Origin of the sequence: Burkholderia aenigmatica (genome assembly GCF_902499175.1) — a bacterium.
GTDB classification, from domain to species: Bacteria; Pseudomonadota; Gammaproteobacteria; order Burkholderiales; family Burkholderiaceae; genus Burkholderia; species Burkholderia aenigmatica.
In genome coordinates, this window is record NZ_CABVQC010000088.1 from 17,190 (window position 1) to 31,837 (window position 14,648).

General features: G+C 58.4%; 29 protein-coding genes. 28 read left to right on the forward strand and 1 reads right to left on the reverse strand.

The window, feature by feature from the left end:
* The first annotated feature begins 108 nt into the window (after positions 1 to 108).
* From BDO18943_RS38205 to BDO18943_RS38340, 28 genes are all read left to right on the forward strand, one after another.
* Complete coding sequence (locus tag BDO18943_RS38205; protein ID WP_175026243.1) at positions 109 to 405, forward strand: hypothetical protein; 297 nt, start codon at positions 109 to 111, stop codon at positions 403 to 405.
* Between the two features lie 29 nt (positions 406 to 434).
* Positions 435 to 881, forward strand: coding sequence for a hypothetical protein (locus tag BDO18943_RS38210; RefSeq protein WP_175026244.1), 447 nt, complete (start codon positions 435 to 437; stop codon positions 879 to 881).
* Positions 882 to 901: 20 nt separating this feature from the next.
* Complete coding sequence (locus tag BDO18943_RS38215; RefSeq protein WP_175026245.1) at positions 902 to 1,126, forward strand: hypothetical protein; 225 nt, start codon at positions 902 to 904, stop codon at positions 1,124 to 1,126.
* A gap of 60 nt (positions 1,127 to 1,186) precedes the next feature.
* Positions 1,187 to 1,411 carry a hypothetical protein gene (locus BDO18943_RS38220; RefSeq protein WP_175026246.1) on the forward strand — a complete coding sequence of 75 codons (225 nt, stop codon included), beginning with the start codon at positions 1,187 to 1,189 and terminating at the stop codon, positions 1,409 to 1,411.
* Positions 1,412 to 1,554: 143 nt separating this feature from the next.
* Complete coding sequence (locus tag BDO18943_RS38225; protein WP_175026247.1) at positions 1,555 to 2,259, forward strand: hypothetical protein; 705 nt, start codon at positions 1,555 to 1,557, stop codon at positions 2,257 to 2,259.
* A 39-nt stretch (positions 2,260 to 2,298) separates the two neighbouring features.
* A complete protein-coding gene (locus tag BDO18943_RS38230) occupies positions 2,299 to 2,526 on the forward strand; it encodes a hypothetical protein (RefSeq protein ID WP_175026248.1) in 228 nt (75 codons plus the stop codon).
* Positions 2,527 to 3,082: 556 nt separating this feature from the next.
* Entirely contained in the window at positions 3,083 to 3,346 is a 264-nt protein-coding gene (locus BDO18943_RS38235) for a hypothetical protein (protein ID WP_175026249.1), read from the forward strand.
* A gap of 79 nt (positions 3,347 to 3,425) precedes the next feature.
* Positions 3,426 to 3,644 carry a hypothetical protein gene (locus BDO18943_RS38240; protein WP_175026250.1) on the forward strand — a complete coding sequence of 73 codons (219 nt, stop codon included), beginning with the start codon at positions 3,426 to 3,428 and terminating at the stop codon, positions 3,642 to 3,644.
* Positions 3,645 to 3,681: 37 nt separating this feature from the next.
* Positions 3,682 to 4,920: a DNA methyltransferase gene (locus BDO18943_RS38245; protein WP_175026251.1), complete on the forward strand. Its 1,239-nt coding sequence runs from the start codon at positions 3,682 to 3,684 to the stop codon at positions 4,918 to 4,920.
* A 13-nt stretch (positions 4,921 to 4,933) separates the two neighbouring features.
* Complete coding sequence (locus BDO18943_RS38250) at positions 4,934 to 5,239, forward strand: hypothetical protein (protein WP_175026252.1); 306 nt, start codon at positions 4,934 to 4,936, stop codon at positions 5,237 to 5,239.
* A gap of 404 nt (positions 5,240 to 5,643) precedes the next feature.
* Positions 5,644 to 6,570 (forward strand): hypothetical protein, encoded by a 927-nt coding sequence (locus BDO18943_RS38255; protein ID WP_175026253.1) that lies wholly within the window; start codon positions 5,644 to 5,646, stop codon positions 6,568 to 6,570.
* An 11-nt stretch (positions 6,571 to 6,581) separates the two neighbouring features.
* A complete protein-coding gene (locus BDO18943_RS38260; protein WP_175026254.1) occupies positions 6,582 to 7,481 on the forward strand; it encodes a hypothetical protein in 900 nt (299 codons plus the stop codon).
* Between the two features lie 310 nt (positions 7,482 to 7,791).
* On the forward strand, positions 7,792 to 8,061 hold the full coding sequence (locus BDO18943_RS38265; protein WP_210771969.1) for a hypothetical protein: 270 nt from the start codon (positions 7,792 to 7,794) through the stop codon (positions 8,059 to 8,061).
* A gap of 45 nt (positions 8,062 to 8,106) precedes the next feature.
* The gene (locus BDO18943_RS38270; protein WP_175026256.1) at positions 8,107 to 8,424 is read left to right on the forward strand and encodes a hypothetical protein; all 318 of its coding nucleotides are present in this window, start codon (positions 8,107 to 8,109) and stop codon (positions 8,422 to 8,424) included.
* A 514-nt stretch (positions 8,425 to 8,938) separates the two neighbouring features.
* Positions 8,939 to 9,235 carry a hypothetical protein gene (locus BDO18943_RS38275; RefSeq protein ID WP_210771970.1) on the forward strand — a complete coding sequence of 99 codons (297 nt, stop codon included), beginning with the start codon at positions 8,939 to 8,941 and terminating at the stop codon, positions 9,233 to 9,235.
* 25 nt (positions 9,236 to 9,260) lie between these two features.
* On the forward strand, positions 9,261 to 9,536 hold the full coding sequence (locus BDO18943_RS38280) for a hypothetical protein (protein WP_175026258.1): 276 nt from the start codon (positions 9,261 to 9,263) through the stop codon (positions 9,534 to 9,536).
* A gap of 25 nt (positions 9,537 to 9,561) precedes the next feature.
* Complete coding sequence (locus BDO18943_RS38285; protein ID WP_175026259.1) at positions 9,562 to 9,753, forward strand: hypothetical protein; 192 nt, start codon at positions 9,562 to 9,564, stop codon at positions 9,751 to 9,753.
* 49 nt (positions 9,754 to 9,802) lie between these two features.
* Entirely contained in the window at positions 9,803 to 10,153 is a 351-nt protein-coding gene (locus tag BDO18943_RS38290) for a hypothetical protein (protein WP_175026260.1), read from the forward strand.
* Positions 10,154 to 10,172: 19 nt separating this feature from the next.
* Positions 10,173 to 10,499, forward strand: a complete 327-nt coding sequence (locus BDO18943_RS38295; protein WP_175026261.1) for a hypothetical protein — start codon at positions 10,173 to 10,175, stop codon at positions 10,497 to 10,499.
* Positions 10,465 to 10,728, forward strand: a complete 264-nt coding sequence (locus tag BDO18943_RS38300; protein ID WP_175026262.1) for a hypothetical protein — start codon at positions 10,465 to 10,467, stop codon at positions 10,726 to 10,728. The genes BDO18943_RS38295 and BDO18943_RS38300 overlap by 35 nt, the downstream gene beginning before the upstream one ends.
* Positions 10,729 to 10,746: 18 nt before the next feature.
* Positions 10,747 to 10,926: a hypothetical protein gene (locus BDO18943_RS38305; protein ID WP_175026227.1), complete on the forward strand. Its 180-nt coding sequence runs from the start codon at positions 10,747 to 10,749 to the stop codon at positions 10,924 to 10,926.
* Positions 10,927 to 10,956: 30 nt separating this feature from the next.
* Positions 10,957 to 11,259, forward strand: a complete 303-nt coding sequence (locus BDO18943_RS38310) for a hypothetical protein (protein ID WP_175026263.1) — start codon at positions 10,957 to 10,959, stop codon at positions 11,257 to 11,259.
* Positions 11,260 to 11,325: 66 nt separating this feature from the next.
* On the forward strand, positions 11,326 to 11,739 hold the full coding sequence (locus tag BDO18943_RS38315; protein ID WP_175026264.1) for a hypothetical protein: 414 nt from the start codon (positions 11,326 to 11,328) through the stop codon (positions 11,737 to 11,739).
* A 27-nt stretch (positions 11,740 to 11,766) separates the two neighbouring features.
* A complete protein-coding gene (locus BDO18943_RS38320; RefSeq protein WP_235996297.1) occupies positions 11,767 to 12,513 on the forward strand; it encodes a GIN domain-containing protein in 747 nt (248 codons plus the stop codon).
* 20 nt (positions 12,514 to 12,533) lie between these two features.
* Entirely contained in the window at positions 12,534 to 12,773 is a 240-nt protein-coding gene (locus BDO18943_RS38325; RefSeq protein WP_175026266.1) for a hypothetical protein, read from the forward strand.
* 36 nt (positions 12,774 to 12,809) lie between these two features.
* Positions 12,810 to 12,962, forward strand: a complete 153-nt coding sequence (locus tag BDO18943_RS38330; protein WP_175026267.1) for a hypothetical protein — start codon at positions 12,810 to 12,812, stop codon at positions 12,960 to 12,962.
* A 22-nt stretch (positions 12,963 to 12,984) separates the two neighbouring features.
* Positions 12,985 to 13,278, forward strand: coding sequence for a hypothetical protein (locus tag BDO18943_RS38335; protein ID WP_175026268.1), 294 nt, complete (start codon positions 12,985 to 12,987; stop codon positions 13,276 to 13,278).
* Positions 13,279 to 13,340: 62 nt separating this feature from the next.
* Positions 13,341 to 13,745: a hypothetical protein gene (locus tag BDO18943_RS38340; RefSeq protein WP_210771971.1), complete on the forward strand. Its 405-nt coding sequence runs from the start codon at positions 13,341 to 13,343 to the stop codon at positions 13,743 to 13,745.
* Between the two features lie 24 nt (positions 13,746 to 13,769).
* Here BDO18943_RS38340 and BDO18943_RS38345 read toward each other — a convergent pair whose 3' ends face one another.
* The gene (locus tag BDO18943_RS38345) at positions 13,770 to 14,366 is read right to left on the reverse strand and encodes a hypothetical protein (protein WP_235996298.1); all 597 of its coding nucleotides are present in this window, start codon (positions 14,364 to 14,366) and stop codon (positions 13,770 to 13,772) included.
* Between the last annotated feature and the right edge of the window lie 282 nt (positions 14,367 to 14,648).

A 14,648-nucleotide genomic window follows, 5' to 3' on the forward strand; every position in this document is an offset into this window, starting at 1 on the left:
CGCATTCGACTGACGCTTTTCCAGGCAATTGCTGCTTGCGGATACGCACATGTGCGTATAAAATGAAGCCTTCGAATCGACAAAGCCCGGTCGCACGGGCACCAAAAGATGGCACAACTGCAGGTCCGCCGCACCACCACGCAACGCGTCACCTACCTCAATCGCCCCGCCACTTGCTGCGAGTACCTGCTGCAATCGAGCGCCACCGGCCTGCGCGTCGTAACGCGTCAGTTCGATGGCGACACCGATGTTGAGGTTCGATTGATTTACGGTGATGGGCGTACGCCGCAGTTTCGCGAGTACCTGACGGCAAAGGTTGCCTCCGGCTTGGGGGATGCGACCGTGGCCGACTTCGTCGCCCAAGCAGCCGAGCAGCACGCCCGCAAGAAGCCCGGTGTCCACTGAACCACACAGACCCAAAGGGGGAAAAGAAGATGGCACGCACCCATGCATTCGTCGGCGGTGAAATCGGGATCAACGGTCACCACTACAAAGGCGGTCAATTCCTGCCGTCGACACTGGCCGAACCCGGCCGCTGGAGAGTCGGCGGCAAGTGGGTAGCGATCGGTCGCAAACTGATTGCGCCCGGCGAGTTTGCGGTGCAGCCGACCCCGTTCTCGGTGGCGCTGTTCCAACTGGCTGGCGTTGGCTACGCAACCATCTTGGATGATCACGGCAGGTTGATCCTCAACCCGGGCGCTAACGGTGACGGCGTGCGTGATTACGACGGCAATCTGATCACCCGAGACACCGAGCTGCGGCCGGGCATCAAAGGGATTCGCGGCAAGGAGGTAACCACCATCGGCGCAGTCATGGATGCATGGAATGAAGGCCTGCGCTGGTTCAATGTGGTGCCTGACGCGGAAGCGAAAACCGCCTAGCCACTGACAAGGGGATGACGATGAAAAACGCATACGAACTTCTGCTGGATGCGCCGGATGCTCAAGTGAAGCGCTGCCAGCTCGCATTCAAGGCAATCGCCGCTGGCGAATGGCAAGACGCCGCAGGCTTCCTGCGCAATGCTGCGAAGGAAGAGGGGAGCACGCTGTGGGCGAATGAGGCAATTGCTCTTGCTGACGCATGCCAAAAGCGAGTTAATCCCCATCGTCTTGTTGCGCCGAACTAGAAAGCTGCCTGCTACGGGGGCGCGAACCTCGCCTAACCGACCCACTGACAAAGCAGAGAGATGGAAGGGACCAAGCAGATCGCACAACGGTTGGTGAACGCGGAAGAAGTCTTCGCGGACACCGTGCAGGAAATCACTGGCTGCACTCGTGACGAGGCTTTCAAGGCCTTGGCCACCATGCGCAAGTTGAAGGTGGTCAAGCTCGACGCCGGCATCGGTCGCTACACCGCGAAGCACGGCGGCTTCATGGAAGCCGGCGCGTTGCGCAACGCGATCGCCTACTAATCACAGTCGACCCACCCCACTACAGGATGGCGAATGAATGCAATTCCGGGTCAATTGTCGCTTGCAAATACGCACATGTGCGTATACGATTGAGCTATCGAATCAACACAGCCTGATCGCACAGGCACCGAATGGAGAAGACGATGGACAACGAAGCAGCAACCAACGACCTGATCGACTTGGCTATCGAAGTCGCGCAAAAGGGCGCCGGTGGCATTACTCGCCTGATCACCTCCACCTACTTCACGTTCCAGGTCGAAGGCGAAGAGCTGGTGTTCACCGAAGAGCTGCGCGCTCAAGTCGAGGCCAAGCTTGGTGAGCCGTTGGTCGAGAGGGTGTTTGCAGGTCTCGAAGGTGAGGTGGCACTGGTGCCGGCAACCCAGGTCGCAGCCGCAACCCTGTCCGATCTGCGCGCGCAAGCTGCCAGCGGTCGATTCAAGCAGAACGACGATATTGCATTCTTCGCGTCTCCCCTCGTCACGGAAGACTCGGGCATCAACGTCCGCAAACTCATCGAGCGCACCATCATTCGCCGCGCCGTGACTGACGTTCTCGCCATCCAGGCCGAGGATGGCCCCGCCTACGCCATCAGCGTTTTCGACGGAGAGCAAACGACCTTGATTGGCTCACGCGATGTGGGGCAGATCATGGGCGCGGTCATGACCACCAACGAGGACATGCTCATCGTGCGTCGCCTGCACCAGGATCGCGGATCGAGCTACTTCGGCAGCATTGCGCTGGCCTATGGCAATGATGGCTGGGATGTCATTCGCAACCATCACAGGCCCCTTGACGAGATCCTCGCCGGTACCAAGGCCATGGCCGACGCCATTGGCCGCGTGATTTGAACGGAAGCGGAAACCAAATCTACCTGACAGGAGTTGAGTATGCTTATCGAAGTCAAAGTCGAAAACCTCAAAGGCCAGATCCGATTTCTCCCGGCCGGCGACGTGGCCCAGCGACTGGCAGAGGCGAACCAAACGCAAGATCTCGCCCCCCGATTGCTGAACTACGCTGCAGACCGCCTTCAGGCAGAAGTGGTGGTGGTGGAGGGCAATTGTCCTGAGGCAGGACGCATGCTCGCCGAGTTCATGACGCCGGTTACCATCCACTGACCGGGGCTCTGACGCCTCAAAAAACTCTAGACTGAAAAACGCATAGAAAAATGAAAATTACTGAGCACATCAACAAGTATCGTGCGGCCGTCCTGGCAGCAATCCTTGGCGTTACTGCAACTGCCTCGCACGCGCTTGATTTGCAACCTGCCTCCACCGTCCATCCGGTCACAGTGGTGACCTTGTACAGCGAAGTGCGCACGGGACCTGGACAGCAGGGAGCCGAGGCAAAGCCGGCGAACCCCCCGATCCAAATTGTGGATGGCGGAGTCAAGAGCGCCGGCTCGTCGTGTTGGGATTTGGATGCGTCGGGGCAAATCGTTCCGGTGGCTGGTGAGTGCTTCATTCTCCGGTCCGCTGGGCCAGGCGAAAAGCCTCCGGTTCAGTAGCAGCGCCAGGCAATGCAGGCCTTCTTCGCAATGAAGAGGGCGCTTAGGCGGGTCTACCGGGCCGTCGGCGCGGCGACGGAAAAAATAGCCCGTAAAAGAGAAGCGCTCCCCCGCAACACCTTGGTAGACCCACCTAAGCAGTGTCCATAGTCAACTGGAGAACATCCATGCCAATTTCCAGCCGACGCGAGCCGACCGGCCGCATCAACGAACTCAAGCATCAGGTCAAGATGGCTGTCAGCCACCTCGGCGACCGCATTGAACCCCAGGTCGTGTCTTGGAATGGCGAGGCGCTCATCCTATGCCGTAGCGGCGGCAAACGAGGTGACGCGGCATTGCGCCGTCCTGGTTGCCTTGGTGTGTATTCCGACGGAGCAACGTTTGATCAGTTGCTCGCGGATCTTCTCTACGTGGTCGAAAACGAAGGCTGATTCTACGAACGTCACGCGACGCTCAATCAAGCGCCGTCAATGGACGGCATGCAGCCGATTCACAACCGAAGGATTAACCATGCCCGATGAGATTGATGTAGCGAACGACTACGCGCAGCGCACCCTGGAGCAGGCGATTGCTGCCGCACGTTTGGCTCCCAAAACGCATGTACGCGTCACGGAATGCCTCAATGAGTGCGGTGATCCGCCAGCCGAAGGCTCGTCATTTTGCTGCCACGAGTGCATGGTCGATGCGCAACGGCGCGAAGCCACACGGCGCAGACAGGGCACCGTTTGAGCCGTACTGAACAAAACGAACTGCTTACTCGCATCTCATGGCCAGTACGACGAAAGCCCATCAATTCGATCTGTTCGAGCACGTAGCGGGCGCCTACGCTCAACCAGAATCCGGGCGCCTGACGAACGCTGAGCTGTACCGGATGGCGGCGGGAAGGGCCGGAATTGATGCCTGTGAACTCGACCAAGCGACTCCGGTCGGCCGCGCTGGCGCGAAACGGAGCCTCATGAAACGGGCAATTCGGTGGCACCAACAGACACTTCGGAAGCTTGGTCTGATCGAGCGTGTGGACGGCGAACGAGCCGTTTGGGAACTGACCGAGGCCGGGAAACAAAAGCTACGCAAGGTCCGGGACGAAGTCGCCGTTCTGGCGTTCAGCACTGATCTCGGCATTGCGATTTGGGGGAACGCGACGAACGTGTTTTCGCGCTGGGACGAACCCATCTTCCTGGCCTTGACCTCGCCGCCCTATCCATTGCGCGCGCCCCGCGCGTATGGCAACCCCCCGATCAGCGAGTACATCGATTTCATTTGCCGACTCGTCGAGCCGATTGTGAACAGCCTTGTGCCTGGCGGAAATGTTGTGCTCTCGGTCTCGAATGACATTTTCGAGTCGAACTCTCCCGCTCGCTCCATCTATCTCGAAGAACTCACTATCGCGCTTTGCAAGAGGCTCGGTCTGCATCTGATGGACCGCCTAATCTGGGCATCCAACAAGCCTCCGGGTCCCGTGCAGTGGGCAAGCAAGCAGCGGATGCAATTGAACGCGGGTTATGAGCCGATTCTTTGGTTCTGCAACGAACCGCGCAAATGCCTTGCCGACAACCGGCGTGTCTTGGAGCCGCACACCGAGGCGCACAAGAAGCTCATTGCGCGCGGCGGCGTACAGGACGCACGTGTTAATGGTGACGGCGCCTATCGGCTCCGACCTGGCGCGTACGGCAACCAGACCGCTGGCCGGATCCCCCGCAACGTGCTCCAGGTCTCAAATCATTGCACAGACCAACGCGCGTACAAGTTGAAGGCGCGAGCGCTCGGTCTTCAGCCGCACGGCGCGCCGATGCCGCTGGAACTCGCAAGAAAACTGGTGCGCTTCATGACTGACGTTGACCAGCTCGTGGTCGATCCTTGCGGTGGTTCGATGACTACCGCTTTGGCGTGTGAGCTTGAGGGCCGTCGCTGGGCTGCTACCGACGTGGTGTTGGACTACGTGCGCGGGGCGGCTGAGCGCTTTCGGGAACATGCTGGCTTCGAGCTGGCTTTGGACGTCACCTAATGTAGAGGTCTGCGTGGAACAACTAGAGAGCTTCGGCCTACCGGATACGTTTCCGGAATCCATGATGCCGGCTCCAGGCGCCCAACTTGTCCGTGATTGCCTGAAGGTGAAGGGGATGCGCAAGCAAGACCTGATGAAGATGGCGCGAAGCCGTGGCTTCAGGCCGACATGGAAGCGCCTCGAACACCTGGGCCCAGGCGTCTACGGCTTCGGTTTGACTATCGGCCGGTGCGTGGTGCCGTTGATGGTCCGCATGGTAGTGGTCAGCAGCACTGTGGTGCCATCGCCGGCATCGAGCGAACAGCAGCCTCTTTTCTGAGGCGGGAAATCAGGATAACCAACGAACTCGATCCGTTGGGCACCAAGGCCTTGCGGACGAATGATCTTGAACTTTCTGCCACGCCTCACCCTGCCAAACGTCTTTTGCCGCAAAAGATCTTCGGGCGGAAAGAAGCGCAACGACGTTTGCCCTCTCTCTGAGCCGGGCCTGGTCACTCAGCGAGCCCGCGTAAAGATGTGAGTGCAAGTGCCGATAGCGCTACGGCAGACCAAAAAAGTGCATGAAATTAGTTGTCACCATGCGCACATGTGCATATCATGGCTGAACACAAGGCGGCTCGGAACAACATAGGGCGCGGGACGTGGGGATGTTCTGCCTTAGAGCGCCGACGTAGCCGCTGGGCCGGGGCAGTGCCGGATTGGAAAATAACCGAAGCTAGAACCATGAGCGAGCTGATCGCAATTACCACTTACTTCAACCCGTGCCGATACAGCACGAGGCGAAAGAATTACGATCTTTTCATGGCGGGTATGCGCCAGGCAAAGGTGCCGTGCATAACGGTCGAATGCGCTTTCGGGACGGAGTCCTTTGAACTGCCTCAATCGGTCGACGTCATCCAGATTAAGGCTGACGCGCTGCTGTGGCAGAAGGAACGGCTACTCAACCTCGCAGCTTCCTGGCTACCGCGTACCTGCAAGTACGTCGCCTGGCTCGACTGTGACATCCTGTTCGACAATCCCCAGTGGGCACGCGAAGTGGTCCAGGTGCTCAGGCGCCACAAGGTCGCACAGATGTTCGAGACGTGCCTACGCCTCGATCCTTTCGGAAAGATCGGCGAGGTTCCCGACGTCTCGGAGTCGTTTGCTTCCGTGATGAACCGCAACGCCGCACTGCTCAACGCTGGGCGGTACGACGCACACGGCCATACCGGTTATGGGTGGGCGATGCGCCGGGAGATTTTCGATGCTGTCGGTTTGTACGAGAGTGCTGTCTCAGGCAGTGCCGACCATTTCATGGCGCACGCGATCTACGGCGACTACAACTTCTGCATCACCAACGCGCTCAAGCACGATCGCCGTCAAATCGATCACCTGAAGGCTTGGGGCGCGCGCTTCCACCAGCTCGTGCAGGGCAGTCTCGGCGTCGTTCCGGGGCAAATTCGACATCTATGGCACGGCGATGCCGTCAATCGTCGGTACTTCCTCCGCATGCACGAAATTACCGACTTGGGATTTGATCCATGGACGGATCTACAGGCTTCACCAGGGGCCCCGTTGCAGTGGGCACTAGGAATGAATAAGCCTGGACTCAAAGAGTATTTCGCCAACTATTTCGCCAGCCGCCAAGAAGACGGCGCGGTGCTTGTCTAAGGGCTCCCATCATGACTGACGCTCATCAAACGGATCTTGAGCTTGTGCTGTCCGCGATCACTGCATCGACTCGCGCAGCAGAGAGGAAGGGCGAGCGCATTGAAAGCCAGATTCGAAATCTCAGGCTCACGCGCAGCACATATCTCGTGGGTACCGCTGCCATGTTGCTGCCGGCCATCAATACGAAGACCTTGCAAGCGCTGCGGGAAGAAGTGCCGGGCTTCGTCTCCCGGACCGTGGTGGACAGTTTCAACGACAATCACAAGTTCCTTGGCATCTTCAAGGGCGGGGAATATCGAGCGACCCTTGCCATGCTGCGGACGCGGCTTGCTAACCATCTCGACCGGATCAAATATGGTGATCTGGTCCGCTTTGATGCCGAAATCGATCGGATGGTCCTTGATCTCGACGTACACAATTTGCAGTCCAAGGCTTCCGCAGAGCAGAGTGCGGACCTGCTCGCCTTGCTCGGACAGGTGAAGGCCAGGAAGGTACCGTTGCCCGTTCAGGCGGAGGTACAGATCAGGAAGATTGCCGATGTGGCTCGCGAGCGAGCTGCATCGAATGCGCGTCGTCAACAGGCCAACTCGATGTCTTCCAGGCAGCAGTTCGCTGGGGGCAACAACACCTCCAGCGGCAGCGATGATTTTGATCTCTGGCTTTACATGGCGACGGATATTCCGACCAGCCTGAGAACGTTGTTACTCAGTGCGATCAATACGCATCACCATGGCATACCGAATGACTCACAGGGGCAGTTCTCCGGCGCTGGAGCGTCCGGGAACTGGAGCGATGACGGTCCGGCCCAGTCAGATTTGACAGCCCCGGATTCTGCGGCAGCGGTCACGGCCGCCACGGCGCTCGAAGGGCTGGCTATCTCGACAGATGACAGCCTCGGGCGCTTCTCGTGAAACTGGCTTGAGACGGAGGAGTTATGAATTTCATTCTTGTGAGGCTTGGCCTGAGCACCGAAATCATGGGGGACATAGGGGCCGTTGTAGTGTTGCTGGTGGTGCTTGGGCTGATGTGACCTGCTACCTCGCATTCTTTGCTCCATTGGCTCGTGAGCACGCTGAATCAGAAAAGGTGCGATTGGTCAAGAAAGAAGGCGTGGTGGCCGATAGAACTATGTTGAGCACCCTGAACACGTTGCAGGAAATTTTCGCTGAGTAGGTGAAGAGGAAAAACGCCGGCCGCGCCGGCAGAGGAAAAAGTGCGATCGTGACAACTGACACGCTACTAGGTATCACTGGCTGTGTTCTCGGAGCATTTGGCATCGCAGCGACATTCTGGGCTGCATACGATGCGCGAAAGCAGCGGTCAGCCCGCGAAAAGGCGGTTATCGCTGCTACTAGTGTGATCGAGCGTACTTACGGATTGTTGATTGGAATCAAGCCGTCAGTGGTGCCCTTAGGTCAGCCGGCAGTCAAGGCCATCGACGACGGCCTCGATGCAATCAACGCTCAGCGTAGGTCGTTCAATGATTTGTAGGAAAGGGAAGAAGTCGCTAGCACCGACCGAAACTAGGAGAAAAGCATGATTGATATTCCATTTGATGTTGCTGTACTGAGCGCTTGTTGTCTCGCGTTGGCGACCGGTGTTGGCATGAGTCTGCTCAAGCTCAATGCTTCGGCCATGTGGCTTAGAAAGTGGCGAGTCGCGTTGGCGATCGGCTTGGCGGTGTCGTTGGTTGGGGTCTCGTTGGGGATCATCCGCATGACGGCACCTTGGCATCCGTATTCGGGCACCTTGTGTGCCGCGCTTATGGCGGGCGGCACATTGGTGGCAATGATCGCAGGCCTCGTTTGCCTCGGTGTTTTTGGTCCATCCGGCGGTAGCAAAACCTGTCGCTGACATCAGGAAAAAACATGCCGAGTCGCCGGCCGCTGCACTGGGACGAACCACTCTCGCCGCTTTGTCAACACGGCAACGGCTATAGCTGCACGCATTGCCAGGGAGTGTTTCCTTTCCCGACCGAGCCGTTGCCTCACCAGACCGGGCATCGTCCCCGTGGAAAGGAACACCCGGCTGAAGAGGGTGGCCGACAGGACCAGAGATAAAAGCAAAGAAAAATGCGCGTGTGGCAAAACCCGATCCTCAAGCCAACCAACGCGGTTGAAGAGCGCAAATCGCGGATGTGGAACTGCTGGGCGCGCACTTCGCGCCTGCCAGGCGGGGACGGGGTAATCACCCATGTATTCGAAGAAGACACGCAACGCGCAAGAGAGGGGCATGCGATTTGTGGGGCTCCCGTCTATGACGCAGGCGGGCTAAACATGCTCCACGACGACTATCGTCCGGGCTGCTTTCGCTGCCAGAAGCTTTTGAAGGGATGGGGCCTCCTGCCTCATGACGAATAGAACGGAAAATGATGAACCTGCACGAAGATATGACAGCGTTGCTCAGAGCCGTGAATCGCGACGTGCGCCGGGGCGCGTGGGAGTTGCTGGCTGGCGCGCTCGCGCTGCTGTTGTTCGCTGGATATGAACACAGTCACATCATTCCGCGACTCGAATCACTCACGAGCGCAAACCTGTCCTTGTTGCGTCACGGCTCCGTGTTGGCGTTCGGCCTCGGGATTGCATTGGCCGTCTGGTGTGGCCTGGTCTTGACGAGTCGCCATTTCGCGAGCGAGCAAAACAGTCGCGATTCGACTGGCAACTGATACCAAGGAAAAACTCAGAGCAACCATGACCAATACCCAGCAAGAATACACATTGCATGTCCCGGTCGATCTCGTTCGCCAGTTGCACGCGATCGGAACGGGCTCGCTTCAACATCTTCGCCAGGGCTCTTGCCCGGACTTTGTGGAGGGGCCGGATGTTCGCGACGATGAGTGTCCAGCATGCCAAGTTCTCAAGGCTGCTGATGCTTTGCTGCCGCCGATGAGCGCCCACGAGATGTTCTACGACAGCCTTCAAGCCGACATGCGCCTCCAGTCCCAAAAACCGAAGTGGTTGAAGTAGCGGCCCAAGGCAAAGGAAAATGATCATGGCTATGACGCTTGAGCAGCGACGCGCTGCGCGTGACTTCGCCAAGACCTTTGCTGCCGGCCTCGTAGAGAACGCCGAAATTGGCGCGCAAGCGGACGTACAGCTCAACGATGAGCAGTTTGTCGAGGCGAAGGCTGAGATGCTCCGTATCGCCGCGCGAATTGAAGCGACGCTGAGTCAAAACGTATAGCAAGGAAAATCACTGGCCCAGCGGCACAACTAAACCCGAGGGAAACGAAGTGAAGAAAACGATGCTTCTGCTCGCGCTGGCGAGCCTGACCGGCATGAGTCATGCCGAAGAGATCTGCGTAGTCAAAAACATCCGTCTGCCGGTTGTGGAGGTCAACGACCTGCATCAGGAAATGGACCTCCCGCAGACTGCTACAACGTGCACGGGCGGCAAGTGCGAGTCGCGCGTTGTTAAGAGCGATCACTTTGTGACTGAGCCGAGATTCGAAATTGTTCTCGCGTACAAGGGTGACACCGTCTCCTACGAAGCGAGCGAAGCACCCAAGGGCAAAACCGTTGCGGCGCAGGTCCGGGAGTGCGGCAAGAAGCATACGCCGCGTGCGGTGAAGCCGGCTGTCTGACGCCACGGGAAAACCACGCATGAAGGGCATCACTGGGTTCAGGCTAAGGCGAGCAACTACCACGAAGGCGGCGAAAGCCAAATCGGCTGGCGCGCTGTCGGTGGCGCTCTACGACCAGGGCGCACAGGATCGAGTCATGGCCAAGATCGATGCTATGGGCGAGGCGTTTTACGCCATGCCGGAGAGTGAATACGGCGATTGGCTCGATGCGCTGCCGCAGGATGAATTCTTCGAGTTCATGTCGGTGATGATCGAGCTGGATGACAGGAAGCAAACGGTGAGTGTTCGCGCACCACAACAAAGGAAGAACCATGCAAACAACAGAACTGCTGCAGGAGCTGATTGATGCCGTCGAAGCCGGTGGTGACGCCGCGACGTTCTTGGGCGAGGCATTCATCAGCTTCTATCGCGGTGGCAAGAACAAGGTCGATCTGCGCGACTCCTGCAAGCTGGACCAGCGAAACTTCCAGTTGTTCACGGAGATGCTGACGCTTCGCCGTCGTCCGGGCTGGTCAGACGACGAGCTGCATCGGGTCGAGCAACAGATCAAAAAGCTGCTGCAAATCACCGCGTGAACAACTCGGAAAACGGCCGTGAAGATCAAGGTTGAGGTGACCAGCGATGAGCTGGCAGAGATGTACTGTGACACGACGAAGGAGTTGGAAGAGCAGCTCCGCGATCAGATCGACAATGGTGTGGCCTCCAATGAAGGTGAGGCTGGCGTCGATTGGATGGTTGGGTACGACCTGGAAGTCGTGCTGGTCAACGGCTGAACTCCAGACGGAAAAGGAGCCGCAGTGGGCATGTTTGACGACCTCAAGTTCCGGCATGTGATGCCTGACGGCTACGCCGGGGAGAACTACCAAACCAAGGATCTCCGCTTCGGGATGGACATGGCGAACTACGAGATCGATTCGTTGGGCCGCCTAATCCGAACGGCTAGCGACTTCGGGCAACCGTTGGGCGACGTGCGCTTCAACTACACGTTGACCATCGACGCCACCGACGCACGACACACTTATGCGCTTGCCTTCACCGATGGGTTCCTTCGCACGATCCACTGCTTCCAGACGGGTCGGACTGTGCCGTTTCAGGCGGCTGCCTAGACCAAACGGAAAAAACTGGCGCGTGAGTGCTCCGCCGCCGGCCGGCAGCCGAGTGAAGGAAATGCGATGGACAAGTCAACATTGAAGGGTCTCCTGCTCATCACCGGCAAGAGGAAAACGGAGTGTGGCATGGGACGACTGTACGCAGACGGCAAATCAAAACCTCTGTTGACCGTAATCGCTGAATCGTGGGCCGAGGACGTGACAGTTCGGCACGGAATGGAAGTTGATTGGCTGGTCAACGAACACTGCGACACGCTGGTTATTGAAGGACATGTTGACCTTTCAGCGGCAGCGGAGGCGATGCGGCGCGAAAGCAGCGGCAATGAGTTTCCGACACCGCGCCACGCGTGGATGAGTTACATGAAAGCGCCGGAAGGTGAGCTTGACGAAGGCGAGGATCGTTCCGGTTGGCGCGGTGAGTGCCAACGTGCCGACCGAGGCGCTGAGCCGGTGACGATATCCGTTCGGAACACCTGACGGGACCACGAAAATATGGGGAACACTGTGAGCATCTTCGACTCGGCCGAATCGGCCTGGAATCATGTCGACGAGAGTTATGTCCAGGAGGAGCGACCGCTTCAGGCGATTCGCAAAATTGTCATTAAGGGTTCTGTCGATGTGGTGTTCCGTCGTTTCGATAAGCCCACGCTTGTCGTTGCCGGCGAGACGGCTGACGCTGTTGCGTCAGTCAAAACCAGCATCAGCGGCGGAAAGCTGGTGATTGAGCGGGAGGGTGTATCCATTAGCTTCGGACACCGCAGCGTACGAGTGATGGGCACGGTCGGTCAGATTGTTCATGGTGACCTGAATGTCCCCATCAACATCGATATGCGTGGGAAGGGGGTATCCGTCTCCGGAGTCACGAACGCAGCGATCAACCGAGGCAAGGTCGTGGTTGGGGTCGCTCTGCCAGAGGCCCCGGTAATCAAGATCAAAGGCAGTGGCGACATGACCCTGCTGGATCTGCAGCAATCTGACTTGGAACTCGAAATCGAAGGTTCTGGCGACATCGCCGCCCACGGGCATGTTACCAACCTGGACGTCTCGATTGCCGGGTCCGGTGACGTGGATGCAAGCAGCCTGATCGCTGAGCGGGCAAGCCTGTCGATTGCCGGTTCGGGCGACATCGAGGCGTTCGTCCGCTCCGACGTGCGCGCCCGTGTCGCCGGCTCTGGTGACATCGTTATCCGTGGAAACCCTCCGTTACGCAATCATCAGGTCGCGGGCTCAGGCAAGATCAAGTTCAGGTAACGGAAAAAAGGGGAGGCGCGATGAAATACGGAACGTTCGTCGATAGCAACGTCATCGCCGTGACCACAACGGAGGAGGGCCATCCCCTTTGGCTGGAAACGCGGCAGGGACGCGATACCGTGTTTCTGGATTGCGGGACTCGCCGGAATGGTGACCGGCATTACCTTGAACTGCCGCGCGGCTTCAAGACGGCAAGGGGAGCGCGCCAAGCTGCAGCATTGATGCTTGGTGAGCGCCTGACCTGGCGAGCACCAGATTGAACGAAAAAACGCCGGCCGCGCCGGCAGAGGAAAAAAATGACTTCACATATCGGACTGGCGCTCTTTGTCGTGCTGGTGGTTTCGGCTTTTAGCATGGGGGTGATTGCCCCTATCAATCGCTCGGTCGCGTTGGCCGTGGTCGGTCTCAGCATTGCAACGGCAGTAGCGTCGTTTGTTGTGCCCGCATAGGAAAATCAAGATTGAACGTTATATGACGAAACCGAGCATCCTTCACCAAATCATCGTCTACGGCGCCGGTCAATGCAGTGATGACGAATCTTTGCTGGATAGGGATGAGGAATCTTTGCTGGATAGGCTCACCCCAGATGAACTGCGAGCATTGAACGATTGGGCTTGTTCCCGACCTTGCGCCCATGATTCCGTGGATCTGATGCTCTGGCCAGGTTGGACCGATGTAGGCCTTCGGATGCAGGCCAACATGCAGCTCGCCTGGCAGCAGGCTCTGGATGTAGTCGATCGCATTCAAGAAAGCAGCAAGCACTGACGACTTTGCCGTCGGCCGCGCCGGCGGGACTCCGCAGGTTTTACGACAAAGGAACAGCAGCAATGGCCAATCGCATCCCACTCGATCCGAAGCTGCCGAAGGACTTCGACAGTACGCCCAACGAAGCCCGAAGCAAGGAGCAGCTCGACGCATGGTGGGACCATCCCTTTGGAGTCACCAGGCCGGATGGGCGTATCGAAGTGCGGTGCCTGAACGGTGGAGCATGGGATCGCTCAACGGGCTTTGGAGTGGCCGATGACTATGACGCGGCATGCTCCCTCGCAGAAGCGAAGCAAGCGGACTGGCTGAAGTTTCGAGAGCGGCCCACCGTGATGATCGACGACGGGCTGGTACTGGTGACGCGGATGCCTCAACGGCCAGACCAAGAGGTTGTTGTGTTGGCGACGTTAGGCGGCACAGAAGAGGCAAGTGCCTTCCTCCAAGCCAACTACCCCGACAACAAATGATCGCCGTACAAGCGACGCCTTTCTTTAGGCGACCCTACGGCGAATAGCCGTCGTCATCTCTTCTGCGGATCCGTGCCCGTTGCTCTTCGCCAAGAGCAATTCGAGTTCAAGCAGCCGGATCCGCTCTGCCAGAGCATCGTTGTCTCTCGCGAGTCGCCTTGCCTCGCGCTCAGTGTCCTGTAGCCGTTTCTCGTAGCGCTCGTCCGACCTGGTGAGCGACCGACGACGTGCAATGGAGTACAGAACGCCTCGCTCGGCACGCTCATCCGGCTGATGCTGGAAGTCGCCCCAGTCTCCAACAGATACGCCATAGGCGGGCCACAGATTGCCGGTGGGGCGGCGAACCTCCTTGATGCGCTGGCCGTCCGCGTAAAGCAGTCCCCAACCGTTGGGCAGATCCTCAAGCTCGATAACGCCTGGAGGGCAGAGGTAGAAGCGATATACGCCGAGGCCGCCGGCAGATCGATGCGGCTTTTTCCTGTCAGCAAGAAAATCAGCGCGGGAAGCTTTTGCCTCTATGACAGCAGCGCACGTCGACCGGAAACCGATGACGTCCGCCTGCTCGTTGGTTCCATTGGTCACCAGCTCGGCAGCGACCACGCCGAACCCTTGGCGCTTCATCCACCGTGCACCCAGCGTCACAAGCTGTTGGTGTAGTTCCCCAGGCATACCTATGTCCAGTGTGTAGGGCCTGACTGTTGCCGCCGCTTAGCAGCGGCAAGGATCAGGCTGCAGCTACGTGCTACTTGCGGGCACTTGCCTGCTGCTGGACCTGGATCTCGGTCAGCTTTTGCAGGATCTGCACGTTCGTGGCATTCAGTTGATCCAGGGGTCGTCTCAGAAAACGGAAAATAAAGCACGCTAAGCGTGCGTGGAGGCTGGCACCCAGCGGTACAGCGTCGG

Excerpts from the sequence above, each read along its gene's own strand:
- BDO18943_RS38240 (WP_175026250.1), top strand. The coding sequence starts at position 3,426 with ATGCCCGATGAGATTGATGTAGCGAACGACTACGCGCAGCGCACCCTG.
- BDO18943_RS38205 (WP_175026243.1), top strand. The coding sequence starts at position 109 with ATGGCACAACTGCAGGTCCGCCGCACCACCACGCAACGCGTCACCTAC.
- BDO18943_RS38330 (WP_175026267.1), top strand. The coding sequence starts at position 12,810 with ATGACTTCACATATCGGACTGGCGCTCTTTGTCGTGCTGGTGGTTTCG.
- BDO18943_RS38285 (WP_175026259.1), top strand. The coding sequence starts at position 9,562 with ATGGCTATGACGCTTGAGCAGCGACGCGCTGCGCGTGACTTCGCCAAG.
- BDO18943_RS38325 (WP_175026266.1), top strand. The coding sequence starts at position 12,534 with ATGAAATACGGAACGTTCGTCGATAGCAACGTCATCGCCGTGACCACA.
- BDO18943_RS38270 (WP_175026256.1), top strand. The coding sequence starts at position 8,107 with ATGATTGATATTCCATTTGATGTTGCTGTACTGAGCGCTTGTTGTCTC.
- BDO18943_RS38245 (WP_175026251.1), top strand. The coding sequence starts at position 3,682 with ATGGCCAGTACGACGAAAGCCCATCAATTCGATCTGTTCGAGCACGTA.
- BDO18943_RS38300 (WP_175026262.1), top strand. The coding sequence starts at position 10,465 with ATGCAAACAACAGAACTGCTGCAGGAGCTGATTGATGCCGTCGAAGCC.
- BDO18943_RS38335 (WP_175026268.1), top strand. The coding sequence starts at position 12,985 with ATGACGAAACCGAGCATCCTTCACCAAATCATCGTCTACGGCGCCGGT.
- BDO18943_RS38235 (WP_175026249.1), top strand. The coding sequence starts at position 3,083 with ATGCCAATTTCCAGCCGACGCGAGCCGACCGGCCGCATCAACGAACTC.
- BDO18943_RS38340 (WP_210771971.1), top strand. The coding sequence starts at position 13,341 with ATGGCCAATCGCATCCCACTCGATCCGAAGCTGCCGAAGGACTTCGAC.
- BDO18943_RS38315 (WP_175026264.1), top strand. The coding sequence starts at position 11,326 with ATGGACAAGTCAACATTGAAGGGTCTCCTGCTCATCACCGGCAAGAGG.
- BDO18943_RS38295 (WP_175026261.1), top strand. The coding sequence starts at position 10,173 with ATGAAGGGCATCACTGGGTTCAGGCTAAGGCGAGCAACTACCACGAAG.
- BDO18943_RS38275 (WP_210771970.1), top strand. The coding sequence starts at position 8,939 with ATGATGAACCTGCACGAAGATATGACAGCGTTGCTCAGAGCCGTGAAT.
- BDO18943_RS38225 (WP_175026247.1), top strand. The coding sequence starts at position 1,555 with ATGGACAACGAAGCAGCAACCAACGACCTGATCGACTTGGCTATCGAA.
- BDO18943_RS38220 (WP_175026246.1), top strand. The coding sequence starts at position 1,187 with ATGGAAGGGACCAAGCAGATCGCACAACGGTTGGTGAACGCGGAAGAA.
- BDO18943_RS38280 (WP_175026258.1), top strand. The coding sequence starts at position 9,261 with ATGACCAATACCCAGCAAGAATACACATTGCATGTCCCGGTCGATCTC.
- BDO18943_RS38210 (WP_175026244.1), top strand. The coding sequence starts at position 435 with ATGGCACGCACCCATGCATTCGTCGGCGGTGAAATCGGGATCAACGGT.
- BDO18943_RS38260 (WP_175026254.1), top strand. The coding sequence starts at position 6,582 with ATGACTGACGCTCATCAAACGGATCTTGAGCTTGTGCTGTCCGCGATC.
- BDO18943_RS38310 (WP_175026263.1), top strand. The coding sequence starts at position 10,957 with ATGTTTGACGACCTCAAGTTCCGGCATGTGATGCCTGACGGCTACGCC.
- BDO18943_RS38230 (WP_175026248.1), top strand. The coding sequence starts at position 2,299 with ATGCTTATCGAAGTCAAAGTCGAAAACCTCAAAGGCCAGATCCGATTT.
- BDO18943_RS38215 (WP_175026245.1), top strand. The coding sequence starts at position 902 with ATGAAAAACGCATACGAACTTCTGCTGGATGCGCCGGATGCTCAAGTG.
- BDO18943_RS38345 (WP_235996298.1), bottom strand. The coding sequence starts at position 14,366 with ATGAAGCGCCAAGGGTTCGGCGTGGTCGCTGCCGAGCTGGTGACCAAT.
- BDO18943_RS38255 (WP_175026253.1), top strand. The coding sequence starts at position 5,644 with ATGAGCGAGCTGATCGCAATTACCACTTACTTCAACCCGTGCCGATAC.